Origin of the sequence: Arenicella sp. 4NH20-0111 (genome assembly GCF_040366405.1) — a bacterium.
Classification (GTDB): Bacteria; Pseudomonadota; Gammaproteobacteria; order Arenicellales; family Arenicellaceae; genus Arenicella.
In genome coordinates this window covers 1-18618 of the sequence record NZ_BAABWF010000013.1, presented here as the reverse complement: position 1 = coordinate 18618, position 18618 = coordinate 1, and the positions used below count along the sequence as shown (strand labels likewise).

The window sequence follows — 18618 nt, the reverse complement described above, 5'->3', positions numbered from 1 at the left end:
CCAACAGTGTTTTCGTCTAGGTTGGCCGTTAATGCAGCTCTTTTACTCGTGGCTGTAATTTGGGGCTTTGGATTCGTTCCTCAAAAATTGGGAATGGATTATGTTGGGCCTGCGGCCTTCAACGCATTGAGGTTTTCTTTGGGGGCGCTGACGCTATTGCCTGTCATTTTATTCTGGCAGCGAGAAAGCCCTCGGCCAATTGGTACAGAAACGTTAAGGCTGGGGCTAGGTCTTGGAGTGTTGCTCTTTTTTGGAGCTCTTTTGCAACAGAAGGCGCTTCTTTATACGTCAGTTGCGAACGTAGCGTTTATTACCGGGTTGTACGTGATTATAGTGCCCATGATCGGCTTTTTTATCGGTCTGAGATACGCCCTAATAGTGTGGTCCGGTGGAATCATAGCAATTGTGGGTTTGTACTTAATGACCGGAGGGAGTACTGATACTTCGCTTAAGGGCGATATTATTGCGTTGATGGGGGCAATCATGTGGGCGCTGCACATTATGTTGCTTGCTAGGAAAGCGGGCGACCATCCTCAGGTACCTCTCGCAGCGTTGCAGTTTGTTTTCTGTGCCGTGCTTAGTTTGGTCTTCGCACTGATAACGGAGCCAATACTCTTTCCATCTGAGCCTTTGGGCTTTCTGTGGCCAGCGGTTAATGGTGTGATTGTGGTTGGATTTGCATACACACTTCAAGTGGTGGTAATGGATAAAGCTGAGCCATTTCAAGCTTCAATCATTTTTTCTCTCGAAGCGGTGTTTGGTGCGATTGCTGGCTATTGGGTATTTTCGGAGAGCTTTACACTTGCCGCGTTGCTGGGCGCTGGGCTTATGCTGATTGGTTGCTTGTTGGCTCAAGTGCCAGAAAGTGCTAATTAGATTCTCTGTGGTCCACGACGCATGTGGTGTGTTATTCGTCTGACCGAATGGTACGTGTTCGTGCGTTGATGATATAGGCCACTTGTCCTACGATCGCGCCTTGGGATACCGCTCCCCAGTTGCGACTGTCAGAGCTATTGTGGCGATTATCGCCGAGTACAAAAACATGACCGTCTGGAACTCTCCATTCAAGCTTTCTGGTTGAAGGTTTGGTTTTCGTTTGATCTTTGTTTTGAATGTACGGTTCTTCAATGGGGTTTCCATTGATATGAACGATATCGTTAAGTATTAACACGGTATCGCCTGCCAAGCCAATAACTCGCTTAACGTACTCTCGTGATGGGTCTTTGGGGTACTGGAAAACAATGACATCCTTAGTTTCGATGGGATGATTTTTATAGGCGTAAGTGGATACCAAAATATAGTCACCTGGATTTATGGTGGGCTCCATCGACGTTGATGGTATGTGAAACGGAACTATTCCGAACACTCTTCCCCTGAAGTCGAGAGAGGCCGTGCCACTCGGGTTAAGAGTGTAAAGCCCTAGGCTTAACGTCGTCAGAGCGAATACTATTATAGCCAGTCGTTTAGCCCTCATTTAAGAAGTCAGCCAGCTTATCGGTCGGTCTAAAAAGTGTAAAGTCTGCCTTACGCACTTGCTCTTCTTTAGGAAAACTAAAGTAATTTCCGTTGCCCGTTTGTCTTACGGAGCTTAGTACTTGCCCATGATTAAGCGCTTTTACCGTTGAAACGATGTTTTCGCAGCCGCATTTATAAAGATTGAGAGTGTTCCAGAAGTATGATTTTTGATAGTCTACGGGCGTCTTGGACGTTTTGAGAATGGCGCCTGTATCAATTGATTCATCCTCGATGAAATGTAATGTCGTGCCTATGGATTTTTCGCCATTGAGCATAGACCAAAATGTCGCCATGACGCCTTTATAATTCGGCAGTAGGCCTGAGTGGAGGTTAAGCGTACCGAGCGTTGGGAGACTAATAACATGAGGTTTGAGGATGGTCATGTGACGGATGCTGATCACCAGCTCTGGTGAGCTGGCGCCTATGCGCGCGATTCCTTCGGCGCTATTTACATCGTTTAGCCGCGTGCCTCCTCTTGCTGAAAGAATTGAGTCAGTTTCTCTAAGCGACTGTTCGAACTGAGCCAAGCTGGCTAAATTGTTCGTCAAATTGGTTTTAGATGCTCGCTTGCTGAGGTGAAATCGAGATGCTTTTGAGGTGTAAAAAACCGATACATCATGACTATCAAATACAGGTTGTAGCCAGTGTAATGCCAGCGCGGAAGCGGCATCCTTGTTAGTTAATATTGTTAGCCTCATTCGCCTCTGATTTGTTCTGTCAACCCCTTGATAAAGTTACGCAATACTTGGTTTCCGCAGGCCCTATAGTGTTTATGTCCGGGTTTTCTAAACAGCGCGCCGAGTTCCCCTCGAGATAAGGTTGAACCTCCGATCTCAAGAGTCTCTAGCATGTCTTCTTCGCGAAACGTAAGGGCAATGCGTAGTTTCTTTAATACGTCGTTCTTGCTTAATCGAAAGTCATCTGGCTTTGAAGGCTGTGGAGCTGGGGCCGGTTCGCGCAGGCCTCTTTGATGCACAACAAAGCCATCGAGAAATGCACATAGCTCTCCATCAGTACACAAGACAAAACTAGGGTCTTCATCTTTAATGAGTCTTGCCAAATACCCAGGCTTATCCATTGGTGCGTTCGAGCTCGGATCTAGGCTGAAGAAGCTAACCGCATCGACATCTGTAAAATCAAAGGCGTATCTGAGTCGGCGGAGAATGTCGTTATTGTTCATGGTTTTGGCGTTTAAAAAAGACTAGGTTATGGTTTACTGAATCGGCACAGAGCAATCTCACCGAAGAGGTTAGGGAGTGCGCGTAGGCCAAGGGTTTGTCTGCCATCCATTCTAACGGCAATGGATGATTCAATTTGAAAACCCAGTTCGTGACACAGTACATGAAAATCATTGATTGTACACAGGTGAATATTGGGTGTGTCGAACCATTTGTGCGGTAACTGCTCGCTCTCAGGCATTTTGCCTGTCATCGCGATTTGCCATCTATTGCGCCAATGAGCAAAATTGGGGAAGGTAACGATTCCTTCCTTGCCCACTCGCATCATTTCTTTTAGTAGTTCTCTTGGCCGTCGCATGGCTTGCAATGTAAGAGATAAAATAACGGTGTCAAAAGAGTTTGTGTCGAAATGGCCTAACCCTTTGTCCAAGTTAAACTGAATCACATTAATTCCGGTATCAATGCATTGCGAAATCATCTCTGGGTTTAACTCAACCCCGTATCCAGTGACGCTCTTTTCAGTTTGCAAATAGGACATCAGAGCCCCGTTTCCACAGCCCAAATCGATGACACGGCTATTGGGTCTTACCCAATTTGATATCATTTGGTGATCGTAGCGTGTGAGTGTTGATTGATTCAAAGACTTGATCATCCAGTGCCCCCATGCTCACTCAGCTTTTGGTTAGAAAGCTCATTGGCTACTCGGCCAAGATATGACTTCATGACGTTTACATAATGCTCTATTTCTAGCAAAAATGAGTCGTGGCCTTGATCGCACTTAATCTCAGAGTAGCTGACGTTTGCCCTGTTGCTTTGCAATGCACGTACAATTTCGCGTGACCGTTCAGGAGCAAACCGCCAGTCACTTGAAAATGACACCACTAAAAAATCGGATTTCACTTGGCTCAAAGCTGACGTCAGCGAATTTCCTGACTCGGCAGCAGGGTCAAAGTAGTCGAGGGCTTTAGTCATGAGTAAGTAGGTGTTTGCGTCAAAGCGATTTACAAAGCGATCTCCTTGATAGCGAAGGTAGCTCTCAACTTCAAACTCAGGCGTAAACTCATAGTCAAACTTAGATTTCTTTCGAAGATTTCGTCCAAATTTTAAAGCCATCATGTCTTCGGATAGGTAGGTTATGTGGCCAATCATTCTGGCCACTCGCATTCCGCGTGCCGGAGATGTGTTCAAGCTATAATAGTTGCCGCTGTGGAAGTCTGGGTCGGTTCGTATGGCCTGTCTAGCGACATCATTAAATCCGATATTCTGCGCATTGAGTTTTGCAGCGGAAGCTATGATCAAACAGTGTTTTAAACGATCTGGGTAGGTAATGCTCCATTGCATGGCTTGCATTCCCCCGAGACTGCCTCCTATGACCGCCGCCCAGGTTTGAATGCCTAATGTATCGCTTAGACGAGCTTGAGAGCGCACCCAGTCGATGACGGTGACAATCGGGAAATCCGGACCGTATGGCTTACCGGTATCGGGGTTGATGGAACTAGGCCCTGTGCTTCCGCTGCATCCGCCTAGGTTGTTGGGGCAAACCACAAAAAAACGGTTGGTGTCGATGGGCTTGCCTGGACCAATCATTGTGTTCCACCAGCCAACACTTTTTAGGGTGGATTGTTCGTCCTTTAGTTGGTGGTATCCTGCCGCATGATGGTCACCACTTAACGCGTGACAAATTAGAATGGCATTAGTCTTGTCAGGGTTTAGCTTGCCGTAGGTCTCAAATACAATTTGATACGACTCCAGACGGCCACGGCTTTCCAGCTCCAGTGGCTGGTCAAATTTAGCCAATTGAGGTGTGACTGTGCCAACGGAGTTATGAGGGGGTTCGAACATAACGAAGATGTTAGATTCTGAAGCCTAACAATGGGGCAACCAGCAATTGGAGTGATACGTTTAGAAATAGAATAACGAGCATTGGGGATAGGTCTAACCCTCCAATTGTCGGGATCAATTTTCGAGCTGGGGCTAGGAGGGGCTCACTGATCGATCTCACAACGGACAACACTGGGTGATAGCTGTGAGGTGCTACCCAGCTTACAATAAAGCTAATAAAAATAGCGGCCATGAAAAGGTAGATACACGCTTCTAAAAGAGCGCCGATTGCGACCACAAGCAGAGTGGGGAAGTAAGCGCTCCATGGAATACCAGAATTGCTGATTGCAACCAATGCAAGCAATTTAATCAGCGCAACTATATAGGCTAAAAATAACGTTGCCGTATCCACGGTTTTAATGCTCGGAATAATTCTACGCAGCGGAATTACAACGGGATTGGTGGTCGAGATAATAAACTGACCAACTTCGTTTCTAAAGTCTGCTCTGACCCATTGCATCCAAAATCGTAGCAGCACGACGTACAGCACTATGGCTAATAGTGCTTGAGTTAAGTAAATGGTGGCGTTTTGTAGGTATTGCATTATCTTTTATCTTTGTAATCCGATTCTCAACCGAGTTTCTCAACCGAGCTCATCCGCGAGTTCTTCCGAACGTTGTTTTGCCGCAATAAATGCGTTTAGAACGGCGGTATTTAAGTCATCATTGGCGAAGGACTCCAGAGCTCGTTGCGTCGTGCCGTTAGGCGAAGTCACATTTTCGATCAATGTTTGCAGGGGTAAATCACTATTTGCCACCATTTTTGCGGCCCCTGCGGCGGTTTGCGTTGCTAGCATCTTGGCAGTCTCAGAGCTAATTCCAGCTTGTTCTGCTGCGCCGATCAGGCTTTGCATGAATAGCATGAAGTAGGCGGGACCGCTGCCTGATAATGCGGTGACGGCATCGATGTCAGATTCACTTGGGACCCACGCAGAACGTCCTACTGAATTCATTAAATCTTCGGTAAAGTCTTGTTGATCACTGGAAACTAAAGAATTGGCAAACAGTCCGCTGGCACTCATTCCAATCAGTGCTGGCGTGTTGGGCATGACTCTGACGATCGGCATCTCGGTCCCACACCACGCTGAAATGGACTCAGACCGAATGCCGGCTACAATGGATACGATCAGCGGTAGCTTACTTTGCAATTGCGCTTTGATCGGTTCGAGTACAGACTCTAAAACTTGTGGTTTTACGGCAAGAACTATAACGTCGCAATGCTGAACAAGCGCGGCGTTGTCAGCCGAGAGTTGCACGTTGAACTTTGATCTTAATTGAGTCGCCTTATCAGTATTGGGCTCATACAAATATAAGTCTTCACCGCGAACTTTGCCCTTTTGGATTAAGCCCCCAATAAGGCTGGTCGACATATTTCCGCCGCCAATGAAACCAATTTTTTTCGTCACAACAGTTAAAATAATAAAGTTCAGAATGTTTGAGTATCTGTATTGTAGCTCGTTACGTGCTGATCGAGAACTTATTTACGTGCACCAAATAGGTCTGTGCCTATTCGGACCATGGTGGCCCCCTCAGATACGGCCGCCTCAAGGTCGCCGGACATGCCCATGGATAGTTGATTGAGGTCAAGTGAATACCGTTGATTGGTTTGCACCAAGAGCTCGTGAACTTTGGCGAACGTAGATTTCTGGCGGTCTGGTTTTTTTTCGGCTTGTGGAATTGTCATAAAGCCCCGGATCTCGACATTATCCAGTTGCGCAATCTGGTCGGCTAATTCTGCGCCCTCACTCAATGGCACACCGCCTTTACTTGTTTCTTCGTCAGGGTTGATTTGAATTAACAGTTTTATGGGCTTGGTGCTCTGAGTGGCTAACCGAGAGGCGATTTTAAGTCGGTCGATGCCATGCACCCAGGTAAAGTGTTCTGCAATAAGTTTGGTTTTGTTGGACTGAATTTGTCCAATAAAATGCCATTCAATGTCATGTGAATTCAGTGCGGCCTGCTTTTCTATCGCTTCCTGTAAATAATTTTCACCGCAATGGCGCAAGCCAGCCTCATTAAACAAGGCTATCAAGTGGCTCGATTGCTTTTTGCTGGCCCCAATCAGAGTCACGCTATTGGCTGGGCGCCCGGCTTGAATTTCGGCTAATCTTATTCGAGAACGGATTGCTTCCAATTTCTCTTGGACTTTTAGTTGCTGACTCATTGAGAAGATTCTGGTTATACTGTTGTGAATACATTCTGTTTAATTTTACCTTACAAAACCTTGGAGAAGGAATGGACATAGCTGAGTTACTAGCATTCGCTCAAAAAAATAAGGCCTCTGATTTACATATATCAGCCGGTTTGCCTCCAATGATTCGTGTTGATGGAGACATGAGACGGATAGATTTACCTGCATTGGATTCTGAAGTTGTGATCAAAATGATTTTCGACATCATGAACGATAAACAACGTAAATCTTATGAAGAGAATCTTGAGGTTGACTTCTCGTTTGAGATACCAAATGTGTCTCGCTTTCGTGTTAACGCATTCAATCAAGATCGAGGGCCTGCGGCTGTATTCAGAACAATTCCTTCGGTGGTTCTAAGTTTAGATGACCTTGATGCGCCTACTATATTCCGAGAATTAGTAAATAAGCCAATAGGTTTGATTTTGGTTACCGGCCCAACCGGATCCGGCAAGTCCACGACATTGGCCGCAATGGTCGACTACATTAACGAGAAGCATCGTTCACATATTCTGACGGTTGAAGACCCTATTGAATTTGTTCATCAAAGTAAGCGCTGCCTGATTAATCAACGAGAACTTCATAAAGATACTCACAGCTTTGCTAACGCGTTGAAGTCCGCCTTGCGTGAGGATCCAGACGTTATTCTGGTGGGTGAGTTGCGTGATTTGGAAACTATTCGACTTGCAATGACGGCGGCGGAAACTGGGCACTTGGTATTGGCTACATTGCACACAAGCTCAGCGCCCAAAACGATAGACCGTATTGTGGATGTGTTTCCAGCTGAAGAAAAATCGATGGTTCGTTCTATGTTGTCTGAATCTATTCAGGCTGTCATCGCCCAGACATTAATTAAAAAAGTTGGTGGTGGCCGAGTTGCTGCTCACGAGATTATGGTTGGAACATCAGCCATTCGTAACTTAATTAGAGAAGATAAGATCGCGCAGATGTATTCGATGATTCAGACCGGCCAAAATGATGGTATGCAGACTTTGGATCAATGCTTGCTCAACCTGTTGCGAGATCGTCAGATCACCGCCAGTGATGCTCGTTCGCGCGCCGTTGATAAATCCAAGTTTATGTAGGTTAGTTCACCAACCTTACTTTTTAGGAGCTTCAAGATATGTATAAGATGGCTGATCTTTTGCGCGCCATGATGGTGAAAAATTCTTCCGATTTGTTCATTACGGCCAACGCTACGCCCAGTTTTAAAGTGGATGGTAAGATTTACCCAATCGCTGGTAACCCTCTATCTGGGCGTGAATCTCAAGAGCTCTGCTATAGCATCATGAACGAAGAGCAGCGGCGAGTATTCGAAAGCACAAAGGAATGTAATTTTGCCATTCACCCAAAACAAATTGGCCGCTTTCGGATTAATGTATTTATCCAGCAAGGCGCCGTGGGAATGGTTTTGCGAGCGATCAAGACCCAAATTCCGACTTGCGAGGAACTGCAAATACCAACAGTTTTACAAAAGATGATTATGAAGAAGCGAGGGCTTCTGATTTTTGTAGGGGGAACCGGAACGGGTAAAAGTACATCAATGGCATCGTTGGTGGATCATCGAAATCGTTCTGCTCAAGATCATATTATTACGATTGAAGACCCTATTGAATACATGCATACTCATAAGAAGTCTATTGTGATGCAGCGCGAGGTTGGCGTTGACACCGATTCGTTTGAAAACGCGTTAGTTAACGCCTTGCGTCAAGCCCCGGATGTGATTCAAATTGGTGAGATTCGAACCCGTGAGACAATGGACGCCGCGGTGACATTCTCTGAAACAGGGCATCTATGCATAGCGACCTTACACGCGAACAACTCTTATCAAGCCTTAGATCGAATCTTCAATTTCTTTCCTTCTGATCGTCGCGATCAATTGGCGATGGATCTTTCGTTAAATTTATACGGCCTTGTCTCTCAGCGATTGTTGCCGGTCAAAGATCGAGAGGGGAGGGTGCCTGCCGTGGAGATTTTGATAAACAGCCCTATGATTGCAGACATGATTAAAGATCATCGGATTGATGAAATTAGGAGCGCTATTGAAAAATCAAACGAGTGGGGTATGCAGACTTTTGATCAGTCGCTGTTTAAGCTTTATGAGGCCGATTTAATAACCTACGACGACGCTATTAAGAATGCGGAATCTGAAAATGACCTGCGTCTAGCGATAAAATTACACGGAAAAGACGCAGCCAAAACAGAATTCGGGGAAACGCTTGCAAACGTAACCATCGATGAAGAGGATTGAATGATTGCTGTTTAAATCACTAAGCTCACTAACTGCTGTCTATCTTAACGAGGGTTACTTTTAGGCCTCGTTAGAGGCTCGGGGTTGCCGGATGGGCTTGTGTTTTAGTTTGCGCGGGTAGTGTGGTCGGGTTTATAGCGTGATGCGTAATAGCCAGCCAGTGCACACGTCGCGGTTACAAACCCTCCCCAAAGAATGTCCGTAACAACTAATGTTAGAGTCCAAGCGCTTAACATCGAATAATTGGTAACGGTGTAGGTGCCATAGGCAATGACTCCCAAGATGCTTCCATTGAGTAGCACTGCCGATTGGGATTGAGAGTGTTTTATTGCCAGCAGGACTACAGCGCCAGCGTAAGCGACGTAAAATAGAGCCGCAAAACCCATTCGAGGGCTGTCCAACATGATGCTCGAGATTTGTTCCCGATAAAGGTCTAGCGCAACCAAGCCAATCCAGGCGGCATCCAATATTAGAAACGCGGTGATAAACCCGAAAAATGCTTTTAAGTCTTTCATCCGATTAGGATACTTTTACGGATGAAATATAGTGTGATGAGCCTCAATGTTAGGCTTGATGGAGCTTGGTATACCAGTCTATTGTTTTCTGAGCCTTGGCTTTCTCGAGCTTTAATAGGTGGGTGTGACTGCGATGTAACGACCAAGGCATGTTGAGCGACGCCCATTCAAAATTGACCGGCCTTTCCGGCTCGATAGTGCCCACCAGAATTCTTGCCACCTGACGTTGAAGCACAATGTCTTCGTGACCTAGCCCTTCACCAACCGTGTACTGCCTGAGTCCGGAAAAATCCAATTCGGTGCTGTGATGGACATGGCCAGCTAGGAGGTGGCCTCCGCCTGCATGGCTAATGGCATTAACAAGCCAAGGAATTTCGTTGACCCCTCCTATTGTGTGGTCTTGGCCAGGGCGAGGGTCTCTGAATGGACGATGAGTAAAGAAGATTTGGCGCTCGGTTGGTGATTGCGCCAGCGTGTTGAGTAATGCCCCTCTATTGCCAGAGCCTGCTGGGAAAAAGTCAGCCGCGGTATCTAAGTTAACAAACCTGACTCCGTTAAGCGTGAACGCATTGTTCATGGGGCCCAGTTGTCTTAAAAATTGTTGATAAATTAGTCCACTATCATGAAAATCGTGGTTTCCAATTGAAATGTAGCAGGGTAATGGGGCTGTATGAAACTTACTTATTGCGTTTTCATAATCATCTAGGCCGTAGTTAAAATCACCTAGATGGAGCAAGAATTGAGCGCCTAAACTTTTGGCCCTAGTCAGGCACCAATCGAGCTCCGAATTGCCTCCAGTGTCACCAATTACCGCAAACTTGGTTTGCTCTTTGGTCGGCAGTTTCCAGCCGATGTTGATGGTTTGGCTGTTTGCGGTTTCAATGGTTATGTGTCGATCAATTCCTCGTACTTCCTCCTCAAGATCACAGATGCCTTTATCTTGTATGTCGAGTACCGCGTCTTCTGAAATATTGTTTACGTAAAATGCAAACTTCCCTTTATTGGCGTAGAGGCTGATTTTGGGCTCTGGCGCAATTGCTCTGAAGCACAAAGCATCTTGTTCTATTTGTATGGCATCGACCAACGTAACGTCGCCAATACTGTCAGTCAAGGCGGTTGCGTGGGCGAGTGGTTCAAAGCTCAAGCGAGGATATCTAAGCCCCCGGTTGTAGCTGTAAAGACCAAGCGCTGCCAAAGAGCCTGTTATGATGAGTTTTCGCCTTGTAGTCATATCGTTAGTTTCTCATAAAAACAGTTTATGTATATGGTTTGTCTATGAAAGGCCTGATTATTTGCACCGGTCTTGTACGGTGTAAAACAAAAAGACGCACTATCGACCTCCATTAATACGCGGTAAAATCAACACCTAACTTCATAGAATGATATAAACAATGAACGAAAAGCTAACTTACAATCAGGTTAAAGACTATTACGGAAAAGTGTTGCAAAGCAGCGATGACCTTAAAACGGACGCGTGTTGCACCGATGAAGGTTTACCATCCTATCTAAAGCCGATTTTAAGTAAAGTCCATGATGAAGTGCTGACACGCTATTACGGTTGTGGCTTGGTGTTGCCGGAGTTGCTTGAAGGGGCGCGAGTCTTGGATCTCGGGTCGGGTGCCGGTCGGGATGTGTATGCTCTATCGGCTCTGGTTGGTGCGGCTGGCGAAGTGGTGGGTGTGGACATGACTGAAGAGCAGCTTGCTGTTGCCCAAGAGTATCGACAGTACCATGCAGATGTGTTCGGATTTGACTCCTCCAATGTGGTTTTCAAAGAAGGGTTTATAGAGCAGCTCGATCAATTGGATCTAGAGCCAAATTCTTTTGACGTTATTGTGTCTAATTGCGTGATTAACTTGTCGCCTGATAAGCAAGCCGTGCTTGAGCAGTGTTTTGACTTGTTAAAGCCCGGAGGGGAAATTTACTTCTCTGATGTATACGCTGAGCGACGAACGCCGCAATACTTGGTGGATGACGAGGAATTGTACGGTGAATGTATTTCTGGTGCTTTATATTGGAATGATTTCATTAATTTGGTTAAGCGGTGTGGATTTAAAGACCCGCGCTTGGTCAAAAGTCGCCCGCTAGCAATTGAAAATGCTCGGTTACAAGAGAAGCTCGGCGGCAGACGGTTTTTTTCGGCCACCTATCGGTTGTTTAAAATCAGCGAATTGGAGCCTGCGTGTGAAGATTATGGGCAGGCTGTTACGTACAAGGGGACCATCGAGCACCACAATGAACGGTTTGTGCTGGATGAGCATCATGTCATTGAGACTGGTAAAATTTTTCCGGTGTGCGGAAATACCTATCGAATGCTAAATGACACGAGATTTAAAGAGCACTTTGAGTTTCATGGTGATTGGTCTAGGCACTTCGGCATATTCGAGGGTTGTGGAACCGTGATGCCGTTCGATGGCCGAAGCGAAGCATACGCTGACGGTGCCCTCGAAGTAAGCTCTACGCCAAGTTCTGGCGGGTGTTGCTGAATCAGTAATTGGCTTAATCGGCGGTCTATTACTCGTCATTTAATAAAATAAGAATTGGGGTGATTACCTTTTTCTTGTCTTCGGGTGACAGCGGAGAGCTAGGATCTGTAGCGGAAATTGTCACATTGAGTCGCTCGAAGGCCGCGAATGCATTTATTCGGCCGCTGCCGACATCGGATCCGCCGCCGCCCCCTGAGGCCGATGCTAATAGTGCAGATCTCACCTTTTGAGGGGTTACGTCATCGCTTGCGCTAAGAAGCTGCGCAGCAACGGCGGCGGCGTGAGGAGCGGCGGCTGAAGTCCCAAAAAATGTCGTTGGAAATCCGCCTGCGCCAGTGACACTTACTCCGTCAGTCGCCGCCATGTCGGGTTTGGCGCGGTTTTCGAATGACGGATAGTCAATTCGGGTGGGGCCACGCGAGCTGTAAAACGCCACCGAACTTTTATCTGAATTAATGGATGCTACTGCCAGTGCCCTTCTCGTTCCTGCGTGCCCGAAAACGCTGCCTGCGGGTGTTGGATATTCGATGGCGTTCGCGCCTAAGAAAAACATTTCAAGTCTGCGGTCTGAACCAGAAATTTTATCAATGACGGCAAATCTAACGGCCTCGGTAGAGCTACTATTGTAGATGCAGGTTCCTTCAATCGCGGTCGTGTTGCTGCCTGTGCTGTTGTCGATTTCGCTGTTTTGGTCAAACACAAACAGATCGTAGTTGCTGTTAGGTTGTTCATACCGGTCGTTCCATTGAAGAAGAACAAAGGCGCCTCTGTTGGCGCCAATTGAGAAGCCAATGGCATCATCATTTCCTCCCGATTGAGAGCCAAAATTATGCCTAGAGTTAGAGGTAGCAGAGTACTGGCGTTCATAGTGGATGTTTGCGGCATTACCAGCGCTGGAAAAGTACAGCACATTGCTCGGTAGGCTGCTCACGGCGCGAGCTAAATCGCCATCCTCAAAATACGGTTCGCCGTAAAAACCTAAATCATCAACGATGATGTCGGCGCCAAAAGTGTTTGCAAGCCGGTTGATTTGTTGAATGAACTCCAGTGATGTGCTCACAGCAGCGACGGCCAATTCTGCGTCTGGCGCGATATCATGAATGATCTCCGCCATTGCGGTTCCTTCATTGCAAGTGAGTCTCGAGCGGCAGTTTTGTGGGTCTGCGGATCGTTTGGTGCAACTTCCATAAGTTGTAATGTTGTTTGGTAAGTCACCTGAATTTGCAGCCGTTCTCCAGTCGCTGGCTCCGTCAGAAATAATGCCGACCTTGACTCCCTTGCCCGTCACGCCGAGGTTGCGAAGCTGGTTGGCTCTGAGGATAGAGTCTCCTTGCGTAGTAACTCTTCCTGCATGAGCTCGTGAGTACGTTGGGGCGGTTATTCTAGTTACGTTTTCGAGTTGGCTGAGAGCGCTAATTTTATCAATGTCTACCCACCCTTGAATCTTGTTAAGTGAGGAGTTTTCGATTTCGATTATTAAGGAGTGCTCTTTTAAATGTGTGAGGCTTTGTTCGCTAGTATCTTTTAGGGTGATGTAAACTTGGACTCGAGAGTCATTCTTGAATGTTAGAAACGGACTTTCCAGTACCTGTTGTGACGTTTTTTGTTTGGAAATTGCGGCCTGTAAGAAGCGACCAACCTTAACGTTGCTCGCTTCCTTGGGGCGAGAATGATTGTTGGCTTCTAATGCGGCGTTAACTGCATCCGCCGACGGCGTGCCATTTAGTTTGGCTGGGCTAGATTGAGCGATAGCTGAATTGCCTATAACGGCACAAGCATACAGGGCAATGATTATTGGAGTATTCATACGATGCTAAATCATAAATGTGGGGCTTAGGTAAACAATAAAGACATGCGGTATCTTTATCAATCGGAAATAGCGATCAATGCTTGCTCAAATTCCACTGATGGCTATCATGTGCGTACGTTAATCTACTGGTTTGGTTAGTTGGATATTTCAGCCGCCTTTTTATTGTTTGTGGTGTCGGCCGCATTTACTCCGGGCCCCAACAACATAATGATCATGACTTCTGGTCTAAATTATGGTGTGCGTTCGAGCCTGCCCCACCTACTGGGTATTTGTTTTGGCGTTCCCACTATGTTTCTGGCGGTAGGATTTGGCTTGTCTTTCATCTTTGAGCAGTATTTGTGGGTTCACGCATTGGTGCAGCTGTCGGGCGTTATCTACCTTTTCTATCTTGCGTGGGCTATCGCTAACTCGGAACCTGATTCTCTCGGAGGAGCAGGGGGGAATTCGACAAAGCCTTTGAGCTTTCTTAAGGCGGCTCTATTTCAATGGGTAAACCCAAAGGCGTGGATGATGGGGACGGGCGCCATTGCTGCTTTTTCCACGGTGGGTGGGAATGTGAATGCTCAAATTTTGACGATGGCTCTGGTGTTTTTCTTAATGGCAATACCTAGCGCCGGTGTGTGGTTGGTTTTTGGTGCGTCATTAAAGCGCGTATTTAGCCAGCGGACGCATTTAGTTATATTTAACCGGTGTATGGCCGCACTGTTGGTTTTGTCGGTGCTGCCAATCGTTATTGAGCTGATCAGGTCCGCACAGTTAGTCTAGTGCGTTTGAGTGCTGCCTTCTGGTAATGATTCAATTATAAAAATGTAGCTCAGAAGCTTGATTGGTTTTTCATGAATGCCTAGAATCGCCCTCCGGCGACGCGACTATGATGATGTCTTTGATTGCTTTGCATGGCGGTTCTGAATTCTGTTCTTATTGCATTGTTTGACGTGTGCGATCTTTTGTCTGCCTTTGCTGGTGTTTATCTAGTGAGAATTAGGTGTTTATTCAGTAAGTATTTCCTTGACTTGAAGGGGTTGAATGCCTAGAATCGCGACTCTTTTCACCTTGGCGAGAGCTGAGGGAGTTTTTGTCGCTCTGAGAACACTTAAAGATGGGTGTTTTTAACGACGTATAATTAAAGTTAGACCGATATGCCAACTATTAATCAATTAGTTAGAAACCCGCGTAAGAAGCAGGTTCAAAAATCAAACGTTCCCGCGTTGATGGCTTGCCCTCAGCGTCGCGGTGTTTGTACTCGTGTGTACACGACAACTCCAAAAAAGCCAAACTCGGCATTGCGCAAAGTAGCGCGTGTGCGTTTGACGAACGGGTTTGAAGTGACAAGTTATATTGGCGGTGAAGGCCATAATCTTCAAGAGCACAGCGTGGTACTTATTCGCGGTGGTCGTGTAAAAGATTTGCCTGGTGTTCGCTATCATACCGTGCGTGGAGCTTTGGATACTTCTGGGGTCGCAGCGCGTCGCCAAGGTCGTTCTAAGTACGGCGCAAAACGTCCTAAGTCATAGTAGACACTACCCAAAAATTAATTTACCAGTTTAAGACATAAGTATTGGTGGCAGTTGTTAACGCAATGAACCCGAAGTGGGTGAGCCAAGTCACTGAGAATAAACTGCAAAAGAGAAACAGTTATGCCTAGAAGAAGAGAAGTCCCGAAACGCGAGATATTACCTGATCCAAAATTCGGTAACGTTACCCTAGCAAAATTTGTAAATATCCTTATGAAGGATGGCAAAAAATCGGTCGCTGAAAAAATCATTTATGATGCGCTAGATTTGATCGCTGAGCGACGCTCAGAGGATCCGCTTGAGTTGTTTGATCAAGCATTGGAAAACGTAAAGCCAATGGTGGAAGTTAAAAGTCGTCGTGTTGGTGGTGCTACCTATCAAGTGCCTGTCGAAGTTCGCGCGAGTCGTCGTACAGCTTTGGCGATGCGCTGGGTGGTTGAATATGCTCGAAGTCGTTCGGAGAAGTCGATGACTCAGCGTTTGGCTGGTGAATTGATTGATGCGTTTGAAAAGCGTGGTGGAGCGGTTCGTAAAACTGAAGACGTTCATAGAATGGCTGAGGCGAACAAGGCATTTAGCCACTTTCGTTTCTAGTTTTTTATTTGCGGCGTTTGGTCGCAAGATGTCGCCCTCATTGAGTTGGGTGACTGGGTTCGCGGGCTTTGTTTTCTCTATAGTCTGCGCCCCATTGAGATGTATTGTGTGGCTTGCGGGGCGGGTTTTGCTTTGTGAGCCGCAACAGCAGTGCGCTATTGTGGTGTTTGCTGTCTAAAGTATGGGCCTTCGAAGTCGATTGTGTTTTGTTTTCAGTCGACTAGAAAGCAACGCTCTTTTACAACTAGAAAGTTTTGATAGTCATTTAATGGGCCTTTGCAAAGGTCAAGTTTAAAATTATACGTAGATAAATATGGCACGTTCGACTCCAATCAGTAGATACCGAAATGTAGGCATCATGGCGCACATCGACGCGGGTAAAACCACGACGACTGAGCGAGTGTTGTTCTATACTGGGATCAGCCATAAAATCGGCGAAGTGCACGATGGTGCTGCGACGATGGATTGGATGGAGCAAGAGCAAGAGCGTGGTATAACCATTACATCTGCAGCGACTACGACTTTCTGGCGAGGTATGGATGCCTCATTTGAAGAACATAGAATTAATATCATTGACACCCCTGGGCATGTCGACTTCACAATTGAGGTTGAGAGGTCGTTGCGTGTGCTCGATGGTGCCGTTGCCGTCTTTTGCGCCGTTGGTGGGGTAGAGCCGCAATCGGAAACGGTATGGCGTCAAGCGAATAAGTATCGTGTCCCACGACTCGCATTTGTAAATAAAATGGATCGTTCTGGGGCTAATTTTTTGCGTGTTGTAGAGCAGATAAAATCTCGCCTTGGCGCAAAACCGGTGCCGTTGCAATTGGCTGTCGGAGCCGAAGAGGAGTTTGAAGGGGTTGTTGATCTCATTAAGATGAAGGCCATCTATTGGGATCAAGATTCAATGGGCGTTAAATTTGAAGAAAGGGATATTCCCGGCGACATGCTTGAGTTGGCGAATGAGTATCGCGAATTGTTGGTTGAGACAGCCGCAGAGAGTTCTGAAGAGTTGATGGACGCCTATCTCGAGGGTGGCGATTTGTCCGTTGCTGACATCAAGTCTGCGCTGCGCACGTTGACCATAGATAACGAGATTGTGCCGGTGATGTGTGGGTCAGCCTTTAAGAATAAGGGGGTCCAAGCCATGCTGGATGGTGTTGTAGAGTACTTGCCGTCCCCCGTTGATGTTCCTGCAATTCAAGGGGTTGATGAAAAAGAAAACGACGTTGTACGTCCCTCAGAGGATGATGCTCCTTTTTCAGCATTGGCGTTTAAGATCGCCACTGATCCATTCGTTGGTCAGTTGGTGTTTTTTAGGGTGTATTCCGGTGTTCTTAAGTCTGGCGATGCAGTCTATAACCCAGTTAAAGGTAAGAAAGAAAGAGTGGGTCGAATTCTCCAGATGCATTCGAATAATCGTGAAGAGATTAAAGAGGTGCGTGCTGGTGACATAGCTGCCGCGGTCGGTCTGAAGTTGGTTACGACAGGCGATACGCTTTGTGATGCTAAAGATGTAGTTACACTGGAGCGCATGGAGTTTCCAGAGCCTGTCATTTCTCAGGCGGTTGAGCCTAAAACCCAGTCGGATCAAGAGAAGATGGGCGTAGCGTTAGGCAAATTGGCCCAAGAGGATCCTAGTTTTAAGGTTGCAACCGACGAGGAGTCGGGGCAAACCATCATCTCGGGTATGGGTGAGTTGCATCTCGATATTATCATTGATCGGATGAAGCGTGAATTTGACGTTGAGTGCAATGTTGGCAAGCCTCAAGTTGCCTATAGAGAGGCTGTGAGTCGTTCTATAGAGCATGAAACCAAATACGTGAAGCAGTCGGGTGGGCGCGGTCAGTATGCGCACGTTAAGCTTCGTATTGAGCCGCTTGCTCGAGGCAAAGGCTTTGAGTTTGTGGATGAGATAAAAGGAGGGGTGGTGCCTCGCGAGTTCATTCCTTCGGTTGAAAAAGGGGTCTCTGACGCCCTTGAGGGTGGCGTGCTTGCGGGTTACCCCATGATAGACGTTAAGGTTTCGTTGTTTGATGGAAGTTTTCATGATGTGGATTCTTCCGAGTTCGCATTTAAGGCGGCGGCGAGCCAGGCTTTTCGCGAAGGCTGTAGAGAGGCTGGGGTCGATTTGCTTGAGCCCGTGATGGCAGTTGAAATTGTAACTCCTGAAGAATATATGGGGAACGTGTCGGGTGATATTAGCTCGCGACGCGGCGTTATTCTTGGTATGGATGATACGCCGTCAGGTAAAGAAATCGAGGCTGAGGTTCCCTTGGCTGAAATGTTTGGTTACGCCACGTCGTTGCGAAGCGCAACTCAAGGGCGTGCTGCTTACACCATGCAGTTTAAAAAGTATCAAAAGGCTTCTAAGGCTGTTGTTGATACGATTATTAATAGGTACTGATTGGCGGTCTAAGTTCGTCAGTCGCGACGTTGGTCGTGAGGTCAAGGCTTCCGAGTGGGGGTCTTGGTGGAAAAGATTTTGATGTTGCCCTTCGTTGGGTGGCGTAGAAATGTTCCAGTGTTTGCTGGAGAGTAGAGCAGAGGTCTTCGCACAAGAGTCATTTGTGGCTCAAAGCGAAAGCTGGTTTTCATTCTTAGTCTTGAGGGCCGGGGTGAGCGTTGGGCTAGAAATGGCCTTGTGCAAAGACTTCAGCAGAAACAAGTTAACAATATAGGTATTTAGT

General features: G+C 46.7%; 19 protein-coding genes. 8 read left to right on the top strand and 11 right to left on the bottom strand.

Annotated features, from left to right (window positions below; translation table 11 throughout):
- The first annotated feature begins 6 nt into the window (after positions 1 to 6).
- The gene (locus ABWW54_RS18565; RefSeq protein WP_353414519.1) at positions 7 to 876 is read left to right on the top strand and encodes a DMT family transporter; all 870 of its coding nucleotides are present in this window, start codon (positions 7 to 9) and stop codon (positions 874 to 876) included.
- Positions 877 to 907: 31 nt separating this feature from the next.
- Here ABWW54_RS18565 and lepB read toward each other — a convergent pair whose 3' ends face one another.
- The 8 genes from lepB to ABWW54_RS18525 form a co-directional block, all read right to left on the bottom strand.
- Positions 908 to 1474, bottom strand: a complete 567-nt coding sequence (gene lepB / locus ABWW54_RS18560; protein WP_353414517.1) for a signal peptidase I — start codon at positions 1472 to 1474, stop codon at positions 908 to 910.
- Positions 1464 to 2213, bottom strand: coding sequence for a formyl transferase (locus tag ABWW54_RS18555; RefSeq protein WP_353414515.1), 750 nt, complete (start codon positions 2211 to 2213; stop codon positions 1464 to 1466). The genes lepB and ABWW54_RS18555 overlap by 11 nt, the downstream gene beginning before the upstream one ends.
- Complete coding sequence (locus ABWW54_RS18550; protein WP_353414513.1) at positions 2210 to 2695, bottom strand: YehS family protein; 486 nt, start codon at positions 2693 to 2695, stop codon at positions 2210 to 2212. Before ABWW54_RS18550 ends, ABWW54_RS18555 begins: the two co-directional genes overlap by 4 nt.
- Positions 2696 to 2721: 26 nt before the next feature.
- Entirely contained in the window at positions 2722 to 3345 is a 624-nt protein-coding gene (gene metW, locus ABWW54_RS18545; RefSeq protein ID WP_353414511.1) for a methionine biosynthesis protein MetW, read from the bottom strand.
- Entirely contained in the window at positions 3342 to 4535 is a 1194-nt protein-coding gene (metX, locus tag ABWW54_RS18540) for a homoserine O-succinyltransferase MetX (protein ID WP_353414509.1), read from the bottom strand. Before metX ends, metW begins: the two co-directional genes overlap by 4 nt.
- Positions 4536 to 4545: 10 nt before the next feature.
- Positions 4546 to 5118, bottom strand: a complete 573-nt coding sequence (locus ABWW54_RS18535; protein ID WP_353414507.1) for a YggT family protein — start codon at positions 5116 to 5118, stop codon at positions 4546 to 4548.
- Between the two features lie 39 nt (positions 5119 to 5157).
- Positions 5158 to 5979: a pyrroline-5-carboxylate reductase gene (gene proC, locus ABWW54_RS18530; protein WP_353414506.1), complete on the bottom strand. Its 822-nt coding sequence runs from the start codon at positions 5977 to 5979 to the stop codon at positions 5158 to 5160.
- A 71-nt stretch (positions 5980 to 6050) separates the two neighbouring features.
- Complete coding sequence (locus ABWW54_RS18525; RefSeq protein WP_353414504.1) at positions 6051 to 6737, bottom strand: YggS family pyridoxal phosphate-dependent enzyme; 687 nt, start codon at positions 6735 to 6737, stop codon at positions 6051 to 6053.
- A gap of 71 nt (positions 6738 to 6808) precedes the next feature.
- On the opposite strand from ABWW54_RS18525, the gene ABWW54_RS18520 reads away from it, so the two are divergent.
- Both ABWW54_RS18520 and ABWW54_RS18515 read left to right on the top strand, forming a co-directional pair.
- Positions 6809 to 7846, top strand: a complete 1038-nt coding sequence (locus tag ABWW54_RS18520; protein ID WP_353414502.1) for a type IV pilus twitching motility protein PilT — start codon at positions 6809 to 6811, stop codon at positions 7844 to 7846.
- 38 nt (positions 7847 to 7884) lie between these two features.
- Positions 7885 to 9012 (top strand): PilT/PilU family type 4a pilus ATPase, encoded by a 1128-nt coding sequence (locus ABWW54_RS18515; RefSeq protein ID WP_353414500.1) that lies wholly within the window; start codon positions 7885 to 7887, stop codon positions 9010 to 9012.
- Between the two features lie 104 nt (positions 9013 to 9116).
- Here ABWW54_RS18515 and ABWW54_RS18510 read toward each other — a convergent pair whose 3' ends face one another.
- Together ABWW54_RS18510 and ABWW54_RS18505 are read right to left on the bottom strand one after the other, a co-directional pair.
- A complete protein-coding gene (locus ABWW54_RS18510; RefSeq protein ID WP_353414498.1) occupies positions 9117 to 9527 on the bottom strand; it encodes a DUF2177 family protein in 411 nt (136 codons plus the stop codon).
- Positions 9528 to 9576: 49 nt separating this feature from the next.
- A complete protein-coding gene (locus ABWW54_RS18505) occupies positions 9577 to 10758 on the bottom strand; it encodes a metallophosphoesterase family protein (RefSeq protein WP_353414497.1) in 1182 nt (393 codons plus the stop codon).
- Positions 10759 to 10918: 160 nt separating this feature from the next.
- Here ABWW54_RS18505 and ABWW54_RS18500 point away from each other — a divergent pair, with 160 nt between their 5' ends.
- The gene (locus ABWW54_RS18500; protein WP_353414495.1) at positions 10919 to 12013 is read left to right on the top strand and encodes a methyltransferase domain-containing protein; all 1095 of its coding nucleotides are present in this window, start codon (positions 10919 to 10921) and stop codon (positions 12011 to 12013) included.
- A 28-nt stretch (positions 12014 to 12041) separates the two neighbouring features.
- Here ABWW54_RS18500 and ABWW54_RS18495 read toward each other — a convergent pair whose 3' ends face one another.
- Positions 12042 to 13820, bottom strand: a complete 1779-nt coding sequence (locus tag ABWW54_RS18495; protein ID WP_353414493.1) for a S8 family serine peptidase — start codon at positions 13818 to 13820, stop codon at positions 12042 to 12044.
- Positions 13821 to 13961: 141 nt separating this feature from the next.
- Between ABWW54_RS18495 and ABWW54_RS18490 the strand changes: the two genes are divergently transcribed.
- From ABWW54_RS18490 to fusA, 4 genes are all read left to right on the top strand, one after another.
- Positions 13962 to 14588: a LysE family translocator gene (locus ABWW54_RS18490; RefSeq protein ID WP_353414492.1), complete on the top strand. Its 627-nt coding sequence runs from the start codon at positions 13962 to 13964 to the stop codon at positions 14586 to 14588.
- A gap of 374 nt (positions 14589 to 14962) precedes the next feature.
- Positions 14963 to 15337 carry a 30S ribosomal protein S12 gene (gene rpsL / locus ABWW54_RS18485; protein WP_113954798.1) on the top strand — a complete coding sequence of 125 codons (375 nt, stop codon included), beginning with the start codon at positions 14963 to 14965 and terminating at the stop codon, positions 15335 to 15337.
- Between the two features lie 123 nt (positions 15338 to 15460).
- Complete coding sequence (gene rpsG / locus ABWW54_RS18480) at positions 15461 to 15931, top strand: 30S ribosomal protein S7 (RefSeq protein ID WP_353414490.1); 471 nt, start codon at positions 15461 to 15463, stop codon at positions 15929 to 15931.
- 313 nt (positions 15932 to 16244) lie between these two features.
- Entirely contained in the window at positions 16245 to 18335 is a 2091-nt protein-coding gene (gene fusA / locus ABWW54_RS18475; RefSeq protein ID WP_353414488.1) for an elongation factor G, read from the top strand.
- Positions 18336 to 18618 lie beyond the last annotated feature (283 nt).

What these genes read in the sequence shown, in the direction of transcription:
- lepB (WP_353414517.1), bottom strand. Translation starts at nt 1,474, where the DNA reads ATGAGGGCTAAACGACTGGCTATAATAGTATTCGCTCTGACGACGTTA.
- ABWW54_RS18555 (WP_353414515.1), bottom strand. Translation starts at nt 2,213, where the DNA reads ATGAGGCTAACAATATTAACTAACAAGGATGCCGCTTCCGCGCTGGCA.
- ABWW54_RS18550 (WP_353414513.1), bottom strand. Translation starts at nt 2,695, where the DNA reads ATGAACAATAACGACATTCTCCGCCGACTCAGATACGCCTTTGATTTT.
- metW (WP_353414511.1), bottom strand. Translation starts at nt 3,345, where the DNA reads ATGATCAAGTCTTTGAATCAATCAACACTCACACGCTACGATCACCAA.
- metX (WP_353414509.1), bottom strand. Translation starts at nt 4,535, where the DNA reads ATGTTCGAACCCCCTCATAACTCCGTTGGCACAGTCACACCTCAATTG.
- ABWW54_RS18535 (WP_353414507.1), bottom strand. Translation starts at nt 5,118, where the DNA reads ATGCAATACCTACAAAACGCCACCATTTACTTAACTCAAGCACTATTA.
- ABWW54_RS18525 (WP_353414504.1), bottom strand. Translation starts at nt 6,737, where the DNA reads ATGAGTCAGCAACTAAAAGTCCAAGAGAAATTGGAAGCAATCCGTTCT.
- ABWW54_RS18520 (WP_353414502.1), top strand. Translation starts at nt 6,809, where the DNA reads ATGGACATAGCTGAGTTACTAGCATTCGCTCAAAAAAATAAGGCCTCT.
- ABWW54_RS18515 (WP_353414500.1), top strand. Translation starts at nt 7,885, where the DNA reads ATGTATAAGATGGCTGATCTTTTGCGCGCCATGATGGTGAAAAATTCT.
- ABWW54_RS18510 (WP_353414498.1), bottom strand. Translation starts at nt 9,527, where the DNA reads ATGAAAGACTTAAAAGCATTTTTCGGGTTTATCACCGCGTTTCTAATA.
- ABWW54_RS18505 (WP_353414497.1), bottom strand. Translation starts at nt 10,758, where the DNA reads ATGACTACAAGGCGAAAACTCATCATAACAGGCTCTTTGGCAGCGCTT.
- ABWW54_RS18500 (WP_353414495.1), top strand. Translation starts at nt 10,919, where the DNA reads ATGAACGAAAAGCTAACTTACAATCAGGTTAAAGACTATTACGGAAAA.
- ABWW54_RS18495 (WP_353414493.1), bottom strand. Translation starts at nt 13,820, where the DNA reads ATGAATACTCCAATAATCATTGCCCTGTATGCTTGTGCCGTTATAGGC.
- rpsL (WP_113954798.1), top strand. Translation starts at nt 14,963, where the DNA reads ATGCCAACTATTAATCAATTAGTTAGAAACCCGCGTAAGAAGCAGGTT.
- rpsG (WP_353414490.1), top strand. Translation starts at nt 15,461, where the DNA reads ATGCCTAGAAGAAGAGAAGTCCCGAAACGCGAGATATTACCTGATCCA.
- fusA (WP_353414488.1), top strand. Translation starts at nt 16,245, where the DNA reads ATGGCACGTTCGACTCCAATCAGTAGATACCGAAATGTAGGCATCATG.